This window comes from Lelliottia nimipressuralis (assembly GCF_004115925.1).
Taxonomy (GTDB): Bacteria; Pseudomonadota; Gammaproteobacteria; order Enterobacterales; family Enterobacteriaceae; genus Enterobacter; species Enterobacter nimipressuralis.
Map to the genome: position 1 here is coordinate 46217 of NZ_SDDX01000003.1, position 8532 is coordinate 54748.

An 8532-nucleotide genomic window follows, 5' to 3' on the forward strand; every position below is an offset into this window, starting at 1 on the left:
CAGTTGCCAGCCATGTTAAGTACGTTGTTTAATAACTTCTCCTGCAATAATCTTTAGTTGCCAATATGAGATTTTTCTGTATAAAGTGAATCTTATACATGACGCGGATGGCTATTTGTTATTCTTATCAATGGGTTGTGATTTTTTCTTAAGATGACGCAAAAACGTTGCTGCTAAGTGGTTTTTTATATAAAATAATGTCTGGTTTAGACTAACTAGTTGAATTTACTATGATACTCTCTATTAAAAGCCATATTGATTATTTGATTTCCAAAGGACATATATCAAATGTGAATCCTCGGGAAATAAATAATTCTGAAGGTGTAGGATTAGACCTCTCTATTGGTGAGGTCTATGAGATCCAAGAAGCCGATTCTTTGCTCGGTGTGGAGCAAAGAAAAACTCCTCCATCAAAATTAATCTCATTTAATGAGGATGGACGCCTATTACTGCAAGCGAATACACAGTACTTAATTAAAACAGAAGAGGTTTTTAATCTTCCAAAAGATATATGTTGCAATTTTTACCCACGGAGTACGTTATTTAGAAGTGGGATAATTTTTCAATCAAGTATTTTGTCATCAGGTTATGAAGGCAATATGATTTTTAGTCTAAGTAATTTTAGCAAAAATGCTATGCAGGTCGAAAAAGGCGCTAGATTTGCAACTGCTGTATTTATGACCGTCGAAGGTGATGTGAATGAATATAGAGGCCAGTGGAATGGGGCTCGTGTTTCGCAACCTATATCAGAGACGCAAGTATAATGAGTGTGATTTTCCTGAAAGAGTCAATAACAAATAAAAGAAGTGATTTTGAGTGTTTAAAAAAATCATTTAACAGTAAATTACTTGCTCTAAATTCAGATGATAATTCTGATGTAGGTAGTGATGATTTCTCGTTGGATATAACCTTGGGAATGTCATGGAATGAGAACTATTCCTACAATGATAGAAGTCTTTTTCTGATTGAAGGTGACTCAATTACCATTAAACCTAAAGCTTCAGTAGTAGTCAGTATTAGAGAAAAAATCATTGTTCCTAATAATATGTTTGGACTAGTTATCTCTACAGGTAGTATATTTTTACAGCATGGTGTACAGTCACCAGCAGCTAAAATTGAACCCGGTTATGAAGGTGTACTTATATTAAGGTTGGTAAATTATTCAGATACATCTGTCATAATAAAAAAAGGTGCTAAAATTGCTTCTGTTATTTTCTTTAGAACAGAACATACGCCACAGTACACTTATGCTTCAAATTCTGAAAGAACAAATATTAAGAAAAAAGGAAGAATGGAGGCTTTCGGGCTTGGGTTGAAGAAAGTTCTTGTAAATCATGGGTTTAAAATAGTGCCGATTATAATATCGCTTTTATCTCTTTATGTCGCATTTGGCTCATACAGTAATTCAAAATTAGCTGATGATCATCAGCATAAACAAGAAGTTATGATGGAAAAAGGCCGCTGAAAATGATGATCATTGATGAAAATTTAAAATCTTTATCAAAAGCGAATGGCGTATGTGATAGAGAAGAGCTGATAGAGGATTACTGTATACAGATACGATTATCAAATAGTATTTATTACAGGCCTAAAAATAGTGGAGTCAAAATTGTATATGGCTCAAGTTCTGATGCGCTAGATGACGGTTATGAAATGGTTGACCCTCAAATAACTCCAGTGATACTTGAGCCAATGGGGCGCATTCTAGCTTGTAGCCAAGAAAAATATTCAATACCAAGGAATGTTTTTGGATTAGTTCAAACAAAGGGAAGTTTAGCTAGATTATTTGTTCAAGTAACGTGTTGTGATGGGCAGATAGAACCAGGCTTTGTGGGTAAAATAACCTTGGAAATTGTTAATTTATCTCCCTTTACAATAGAAATACCAATTTTGAGTAAGGTTGCACAATTATATTTATTTCAGTGCTCGATGAATACGAGCAAGCCTTATACTGGTAAGTATGCAAATCATACTTTTCCTTCATTACCAAATTTTGAGGATTTTTAAAAGGTAATTTTAGCGAATTGCTCTTGTTAAAATGGGTGCTATTCCTTGGGTTTTATGAATTTTTACGCACCCATATTTTAACTATTAATTCGTTTTAGCATTCTCATTCACTCACTCACTCACTCACTCACTCACTCACTCACTCACTCACTCACTCACTCACCAAAGCTAATTTTTTAATTTAAGAATTTAACAACAAAAATATTAATAAATAAAGTATGTCATCCCTGTAATTATATATTTACTTAAATGATTCTTAATCAAGAACTGGAATTTTAAAGACGAGATTTGAGATAGAGGATTGTAGAATTTTATACCAATTGGAATAGTAAGCTCAAAATTTATCAAGTAGCGCTAGAAGTGGCAAATCGGGACAAATCCCCGCAAATGCGCGGGGATTATTAAATCGATGTGGTCAATCTGTGGACATGACCTGAAATAAATCCTTTTATTTCATTATGTTGAAGCGTTTCAAAAAGCTCCTGCGGGAGCCTTCCCCCTCACCTCAAAACACTTTCTTGAACGGTCTGACAGTCACTTTCTCATAAACCCCTGCCGCGACGTACGGGTCTGCTTCGGCCCAGGACTGTGCAGCTTCCAGCGATTCAAACTCTGCAATGACCGTAGAACCGCTAAAGCCAGCCGCACCTGGATCGTTGCTATCCACTGCGGGCATCGGGCCGGCGGTCAGTAATTTTCCTTCGTCATGTAACAGTTGCAGACGCGCGAGATGGGCAGGGCGCACGGAAAGTCGTTTTTCCAGAGAATCGGCAACATCTTCAGCGTAAATCACGTAAAGCACGGCGGAGCTCCTTAGCCATAAAAAGTGTCAATTACGTTATGTGAAAGCATCGATGACTGCAATGTAAAGATAACGACCTTGTTAAAACCATAACAAAGATGCGCCTTTTTTGGCCTTGCGAGCAGTTAAATCGCGAGAAGATGGAGTGTCTTATTGAATATGATTGCTATTTGCATTTAAAATCAGGATCTGGTTTTTTAACTGTAACGATTATGACTTCGATGACCCTCGATTTACCTCGCCGCTTTCCCTGGCCGACGCTACTGTCCGTTGTGATCCACGGCGCTGTCGTGGCGGCGCTGCTCTACACTTCGGTTCATCAGGTTATTGAAATGCCAGCACCTGCGCAGCCGATTTCTGTGACGATGGTGTCGCCAGCAGACCTGGAGCCGCAGGTGGTTCCGCCTCCGCCGGAGCCGGTTGTCGAGCCTGAGCCAGAACCAGAACCTGAAGTTGTTCCGGAACCGCCGAAAGAAGCGCCCGTGGTGATCCACAAGCCGGAGCCAAAACCTAAGCCGAAGCCCAAACCGAAGCCGGTGAAAAAGGTCGAGGAGCGTCCGAAGCGTGAAGAGCGTCCGGTCGAACCCCGCGCGGTACAGTCAACGCAGAACACCGCACCCGCAAAACCGGTCATGAATAGTTCGCCGACAACGGCGAAGCCGGTGGTGTCTGCTCCTTCTGGCCCGCGCGCGATGAGCCGCAATCAGCCGCAGTATCCTGCGCGTGCACAGGCCCTGCGCATTGAGGGGCGTCTGCGTGTGAAGTTTGACGTGACCGCGGATGGCCGTGTCGATAACGTCGAAGTGCTCTCGGCGCAACCAGCAAACATGTTCGAGCGAGAAGTGAAAGCCGCGATGCGTAAATGGCGCTACGAGCCTGGCAAGCCGGGGAATGGACTTATCGTTAACATCGTCTTCCGCCTGAACGGCGGGGCGCAGATGGAATAAACAAGAAAGCCTCCAGATGGAGGCTTTTTTTATACCTGTGGCAGTGGGCGAGGTTTGCCCTGATTGTCCACTGCGACATAGATAAACAGCGCTTCAGTCGCCTTGTAGCGCTGGCCAATCGGCTCGGAAGAGACCTTCTTCACCCAGACTTCGATATTGATCGATATCGACGTGTTACCGCGTTTGACGCAGCGTGCGTAGCAGCACACAACATCACCCACTGCGACCGGACGCAAAAACGTCATCCCGTCGACTCTGACCGTCACCACGCGGCCATGTGCGATCTCTTTTGCGAGTATCGCGCCACCCATGTCCATCTGGGCCATTAACCACCCGCCAAAGATGTCACCGTTCGCATTGGTGTCGGCAGGCATAGCAAGTGTGCGTAAAACCAGTTCACCCTGAGGGGCGTCATTCGTTGTTGTCATTGTTTCTTAAGCTCGTTACGGAAGACGACAGGCGGGATGCTACTATGATTTACAGCTGGTGGGAAATACGAAAAGCAGACGAACGGGAAGAGAAAAGGCCAGACAGCACGCTGCCTGGCCTTCAATTTTAGTGCTTATCGTCCTGAGGCATATGACGATAGATATACACACCGCTGAGCAGCGTGAAAATCAGCGTCAACGCTGTCAGGCCAAAGACCTTGAAGTTGACCCAGATATTTTGCGGCAGCCAGAACGCAATGTAGATATTCGCCAGCCCACAGAGGATAAAGAACAGCGCCCAGGCGATATTCAGGCGCGACCACACTTCCTGAGGAAGGGTGATCTCTTTTCCTAGCATGCGCTGGATCAGCGGTTTATTCATCACCCACTGGCTGAACAGCAGCGCACCCGCGAACAGCGCGTAAATGACCGTCACTTTCCATTTGATAAATTCATCGTTATGGAAGAACAGGGTTAATCCACCAAACACCGCCACCAGTACAAAGGTGATCAGCGCCATTTTTTCGACTTTACGGTAACGCACCCAGCTGTAAATCAGCACCACGGCCGTCGCGACGATTAACGCGGCTGTGCCGGCATAGATGTCGTAGAGCTTGTAAAACGCGAAAAACACGACCAGCGGTAAAAAATCAAGAAACTGCTTCATTCTTCGATTCCATTATCTGCTTTCAGGGAGACTATTGGCGAATCAACATATACAGGCGGAATAAATAGACCAGCAACACGGCTGAAATCAGGTTACTCAGCGTGTTTGCAACCACCGCACCGACGTTTGGCGTCAATACCGCAAAGTTCGGTGCAAACAGCAGCAGCAGGGTTTTAGCCAGCAGCCAGCTGATCACCGCCGGAGCCACCAGGCGCATATTTGCCCATGCCAGTTTTACACTGCTGCGCATGGCTGTAAATATTCCCATTTTGTCCTGCACCAGCATCACCGGGGCGAACGAGAGGATAATTGCCAGCAGTACACCCGGCACGACCACCAGCATCACCCCAATCTGCACCAGCATGGTGGTCAAAAAGATCAGGATGAACAGTTTAGGCAGTACAGGCGCGCTGGCACCGATGGCCCGCAGGGCGCTGACGCGATGTCCCGCAGAAATGAGCTGAACCATCAGCAAGACACCGCCTGCCAGAATCGCATTACCGATCAAACCCGAGAAGGTCGATGCCGCAGAGGCGCGCAGCAAAATCTGCTGCTGTTCTGGCGTCATGTTCTGAACCAGATCAAACAGCCCGCCGCTGCCGGCGAGATGATCGCCCTGGCTCAGGGTGGCAATTTGATCATCACTCGGCGAAAACGCATGGCCAAGCACCACCGTGATAAACGCGCAAAGCAAGGCGATCAGTAAAAAAGTAATGAACTGATTGCGGAAGAAATTCCCCGTGTCACGGTAGACGGACTTCGCCGTGATAGACATGCACTCTCCTTGAGTATTGCAGGTATTAATAAGCGGGCAATTGTACCCTGGATAACTCTGTCGTGGCAGCACCATGACTTGTATGGAAAAGCATATCTTTGTAAAGCCTCGGTCATTTTGCAAAATTGACCTGAGACGAGGATATGCGTGTCGGTTTGCATGGCAAAAATTAATCTGGATCAATGAATGTTAAATTACCAGACCAAGTGTGATCTGAGTTAGATCACTTGTTACTTATTTATGAGTATATTCACCGCGCCAATAAAACCACAACGATGGAGCGGATATGAAAAAGTTAGCAGTGGCAGCCCTGATCTTAAGCAGTATTTCTGGCGGTGCGTACGCACATGAAGCGGGCGAGTTCTTTATTCGTGCGGGTTCGGCAACGGTTCGCCCGACAGAGGGATCGGATAATGTGCTGGGGAGTCTGGGCGGCTTTAACGTCAGCAACAATACCCAACTGGGCCTGACGTTCACCTATATGGCAACGGAAAATGTCGGTATTGAACTTCTGGCGGCAACGCCATTCCGCCACAAAGTCGGCACCGGTCCGACGGGAAATATTGCAACGGTTCATCAGCTCCCGCCAACCCTGATGGCGCAGTGGTACTTCGGTGATGCCAGCAGCAAAGTGCGTCCGTATATCGGTGCAGGTGTGAACTACACCACCTTCTTCGACGAGAAGTTTAACGATACGGGTAAAGAGAATGGTCTTTCCGATCTGAGTCTGAAAGATTCCTGGGGTGCTGCGGGGCAGGTCGGGCTGGATTATCTGATCAACCGCGACTGGCTGCTGAACATGTCCGTCTGGTATATGGATATCGACACCGACGTGCGCTTCAAGGCTGGCGGCGAACAGCAGAGCGTCCATACGCGCCTGGACCCATGGGTGTTTATGTTCTCGGCGGGTTATCGTTTCTGATCGCTTCACCGCTTATAAAAAACTGGTCGTACTGCGGCCAGTTTTCATTGATCAACGCTATGCCACCAGCTCCGGCATATGCTTAAGTACAAACTCCAGCACTTTCTCACCGTCCAGTGAGGCAAACGGATAGCTTTCGATAACCGTGATCGGCTGGCCTTCACCAATCACTGCCCGTAATTCTTCAAGCTTATATTGAATATGCGGCGCGACCAGGAAGGCGTCAAAAGCCGGGGCGACGCTGGCGAAATTATCCAGCCCGACGGCGCTTATCAGCAGTTTCATTCCGCGCGCATCAGCAGCATGCTGCATTTTCCTGGCAAGCGACTGGGCGGTATTGCCGAACAGACAACATATCAGTAACTTTTTCATCAAATTATCCTCATGGAAACTGTGGATACAGTATTCTTCGCGATAAAAAGAAAATGAGAGCTAACGCAACGTGTTGGTTGTTTTTTCATCGGCAATGCGAGGGAACAACGTTCCCGGTGGGGAACGTTGTCAGGGGGGCGTTACTTCTGAATCAAATAGCGAATGGTTGGGCCGTCCTGCTGAATATCTAACACGGTATAGCCGTGATTTTTGGCATCCAGCGGAATGTTATTGATCGACTGAGGACAATCGCTCACCACCTCCAGAATTTCCCCTTTCCTCAGTTGCGGCAGGGCTTCGAGGGTGGCGACGGCCGGGTACGGACAAGGTTCGCCAACCATATTGAGGCGATAATCAGGGACAATTTGCGTCATGCCACATTCTCCTGTGTTTCAGTGTTACGCGCGGTGCGACGAAAGAATCGTTTCTCCTGGGCGATAACCAGTAAAAAGGTGATTAACAGCAGGGCGTAGGTGACCAGCAGCCCGCCCAACGGACCAAAGGTGTTCAGCAGATTGACCTTATCCCAGCTAGTGGCGAGTGCAGGCGAGAGATCGTCCCAGTAATAGGCCAGAATAGTCGAGCCGATGACGTTACCGAGACCCACCCACCAGTAGTGCACCTGTCCTTCTACAGCACGGTACATCCAGCCGGTTTCGCATCCGCCCGCCAGCACAATACCGAAGCCAAACAGCAAACCGCCAATCACTGCATTCGGGCCGGCCCACATGATTTTTGGCTCCACTCCCAGCTGCACATAGCTGAAAATACCGATGGCGCTGACCGCCATCCCGGCAATGATCGCTTTTGCCATCATGGTACGCCCGGTGATCCACATATCGCGGAACGCCGAGGTAAAGCAGATTTGCGCGCGCTCAATCAGCAGCCCAAAACCGACGCCAAATAGCATCGCCAGCCCCAGTTTTGGCTGATTAAATGCGGTACACAATGCCCACGCAATCATCGCGAAAAAGACCAGCATCCCTAGACGGAAACGGCGCTTAGCCTGATCCGGTTTTTGCGTGAGCGGTGAGGCGGCGCTGACTTTGGTCATTTTGACCGGAATGCGGAAGATGGGCAGCAGCGTAAAACGCGCGCCAAAGTAAGAACCGATGGCGGTCGCCACGGCGAAAAACCAGGCATGCAGGGAAAACTGAGGAATACCCGTGAAGAAGGCCGCCAGGTTGCACCCCATCGCCAGACGCGCGCCAAACCCGGCGATAATCCCGCCCGCGATGGCCTGCGCAATACGAATACGGCTGCGGGGCATACGCAGTTTAACGTTATTGGCCCACAGCGCCGCCGCAAAACAGCCGCCAAACATCCCGATAATCATCATCCCGTCGATGCGGGTGAGCGGGGTGCCCTCAAGATGAATCAGCTTAAAATAACCCCACTCTTCGGCATGCACGCCCGCCAGCTGCAAAAGCTGTCCGCCCCAGCGGGTAAATTCACCCGTGACCGCCCAGAAGGTGCCGGTAATGCCAAAATAGTAGGTAGAGAGAATACCCGCAGCGATGACTGCAGGAACAGGGGACCAGAACTTAATCAGATAAGCCTGTTTGAAGTGTTGCCATGACATGTGTAAACCTCTGAACTCAGAAGGAGTATG

General features: G+C 47.6%; 12 protein-coding genes and 1 pseudogene. 5 read left to right on the forward strand and 8 right to left on the reverse strand.

What is annotated here, in order from left to right; genetic code table 11:
- Nucleotides 1-230: 230 nt before the first annotated feature.
- From ETG88_RS03825 to ETG88_RS03835, 3 genes are read left to right on the forward strand one after another with little or no spacing between them, the layout of a single operon-like run.
- Nucleotides 231-764, forward strand: coding sequence for a dCTP deaminase (locus tag ETG88_RS03825; protein WP_129034719.1), 534 nt, complete (start codon nt 231-233; stop codon nt 762-764).
- Nucleotides 764-1465, forward strand: a complete 702-nt coding sequence (locus ETG88_RS03830; RefSeq protein WP_129034721.1) for a dCTP deaminase domain-containing protein — start codon at nt 764-766, stop codon at nt 1463-1465. The genes ETG88_RS03825 and ETG88_RS03830 overlap by 1 nt, the downstream gene beginning before the upstream one ends.
- A gap of 2 nt (nt 1466-1467) precedes the next feature.
- Nucleotides 1468-2007 carry a dCTP deaminase gene (locus ETG88_RS03835; protein ID WP_129034723.1) on the forward strand — a complete coding sequence of 180 codons (540 nt, stop codon included), beginning with the start codon at nt 1468-1470 and terminating at the stop codon, nt 2005-2007.
- Nucleotides 2008-2512: 505 nt separating this feature from the next.
- Here ETG88_RS03835 and ETG88_RS03840 read toward each other — a convergent pair.
- The gene (locus ETG88_RS03840; RefSeq protein WP_100779949.1) at nt 2513-2809 is read right to left on the reverse strand and encodes a YciI family protein; all 297 of its coding nucleotides are present in this window, start codon (nt 2807-2809) and stop codon (nt 2513-2515) included.
- A 221-nt stretch (nt 2810-3030) separates the two neighbouring features.
- Between ETG88_RS03840 and tonB the strand changes: the two genes are divergently transcribed.
- Nucleotides 3031-3756: a TonB system transport protein TonB gene (tonB, locus tag ETG88_RS03845; protein WP_129034728.1), complete on the forward strand. Its 726-nt coding sequence runs from the start codon at nt 3031-3033 to the stop codon at nt 3754-3756.
- Between the two features lie 29 nt (nt 3757-3785).
- Here tonB and yciA read toward each other — a convergent pair whose 3' ends face one another.
- The 4 genes and pseudogenes from yciA to ETG88_RS03865 all read right to left on the reverse strand — a co-directional run.
- On the reverse strand, nt 3786-4184 hold the full coding sequence (gene yciA / locus ETG88_RS03850; RefSeq protein ID WP_100779951.1) for an acyl-CoA thioester hydrolase YciA: 399 nt from the start codon (nt 4182-4184) through the stop codon (nt 3786-3788).
- 127 nt (nt 4185-4311) lie between these two features.
- On the reverse strand, nt 4312-4851 hold the full coding sequence (locus tag ETG88_RS03855) for a septation protein A (RefSeq protein ID WP_100779952.1): 540 nt from the start codon (nt 4849-4851) through the stop codon (nt 4312-4314).
- A 31-nt stretch (nt 4852-4882) separates the two neighbouring features.
- On the reverse strand, nt 4883-5626 hold the full coding sequence (locus tag ETG88_RS03860; protein WP_100779953.1) for a YciC family protein: 744 nt from the start codon (nt 5624-5626) through the stop codon (nt 4883-4885).
- 25 nt (nt 5627-5651) lie between these two features.
- Nucleotides 5652-5738: pseudogene (locus tag ETG88_RS03865) on the reverse strand (YkgJ family cysteine cluster protein); the annotation flags it as partial.
- Nucleotides 5739-5912: 174 nt separating this feature from the next.
- Here ETG88_RS03865 and ompW point away from each other — a divergent pair.
- On the forward strand, nt 5913-6548 hold the full coding sequence (gene ompW, locus ETG88_RS03870; protein WP_100779954.1) for an outer membrane protein OmpW: 636 nt from the start codon (nt 5913-5915) through the stop codon (nt 6546-6548).
- A 57-nt stretch (nt 6549-6605) separates the two neighbouring features.
- On the opposite strand, the gene ETG88_RS03875 is transcribed toward ompW, so the two are convergent.
- The 3 genes from ETG88_RS03875 to yedE all read right to left on the reverse strand — a co-directional run bounded on the left by ETG88_RS03875 (nt 6606) and on the right by yedE (nt 8502).
- On the reverse strand, nt 6606-6920 hold the full coding sequence (locus tag ETG88_RS03875; protein ID WP_107703440.1) for a PTS sugar transporter subunit IIB: 315 nt from the start codon (nt 6918-6920) through the stop codon (nt 6606-6608).
- A 140-nt stretch (nt 6921-7060) separates the two neighbouring features.
- Nucleotides 7061-7294: a sulfurtransferase-like selenium metabolism protein YedF gene (yedF, locus tag ETG88_RS03880; RefSeq protein ID WP_129034725.1), complete on the reverse strand. Its 234-nt coding sequence runs from the start codon at nt 7292-7294 to the stop codon at nt 7061-7063.
- Complete coding sequence (gene yedE / locus ETG88_RS03885; protein ID WP_129034727.1) at nt 7291-8502, reverse strand: selenium metabolism membrane protein YedE/FdhT; 1212 nt, start codon at nt 8500-8502, stop codon at nt 7291-7293. Before yedE ends, yedF begins: the two co-directional genes overlap by 4 nt.
- Nucleotides 8503-8532: the final 30 nt, after the last annotated feature.

Excerpts from the sequence above, each read along its gene's own strand:
- ETG88_RS03835 (WP_129034723.1), top strand. The coding sequence starts at position 1,468 with ATGATGATCATTGATGAAAATTTAAAATCTTTATCAAAAGCGAATGGC.
- ETG88_RS03825 (WP_129034719.1), top strand. The coding sequence starts at position 231 with ATGATACTCTCTATTAAAAGCCATATTGATTATTTGATTTCCAAAGGA.
- ETG88_RS03830 (WP_129034721.1), top strand. The coding sequence starts at position 764 with ATGAGTGTGATTTTCCTGAAAGAGTCAATAACAAATAAAAGAAGTGAT.
- ETG88_RS03855 (WP_100779952.1), bottom strand. The coding sequence starts at position 4,851 with ATGAAGCAGTTTCTTGATTTTTTACCGCTGGTCGTGTTTTTCGCGTTT.
- ompW (WP_100779954.1), top strand. The coding sequence starts at position 5,913 with ATGAAAAAGTTAGCAGTGGCAGCCCTGATCTTAAGCAGTATTTCTGGC.
- ETG88_RS03875 (WP_107703440.1), bottom strand. The coding sequence starts at position 6,920 with ATGAAAAAGTTACTGATATGTTGTCTGTTCGGCAATACCGCCCAGTCG.
- ETG88_RS03860 (WP_100779953.1), bottom strand. The coding sequence starts at position 5,626 with ATGTCTATCACGGCGAAGTCCGTCTACCGTGACACGGGGAATTTCTTC.
- yciA (WP_100779951.1), bottom strand. The coding sequence starts at position 4,184 with ATGACAACAACGAATGACGCCCCTCAGGGTGAACTGGTTTTACGCACA.
- yedE (WP_129034727.1), bottom strand. The coding sequence starts at position 8,502 with ATGTCATGGCAACACTTCAAACAGGCTTATCTGATTAAGTTCTGGTCC.
- tonB (WP_129034728.1), top strand. The coding sequence starts at position 3,031 with ATGACCCTCGATTTACCTCGCCGCTTTCCCTGGCCGACGCTACTGTCC.
- yedF (WP_129034725.1), bottom strand. The coding sequence starts at position 7,294 with ATGACGCAAATTGTCCCTGATTATCGCCTCAATATGGTTGGCGAACCT.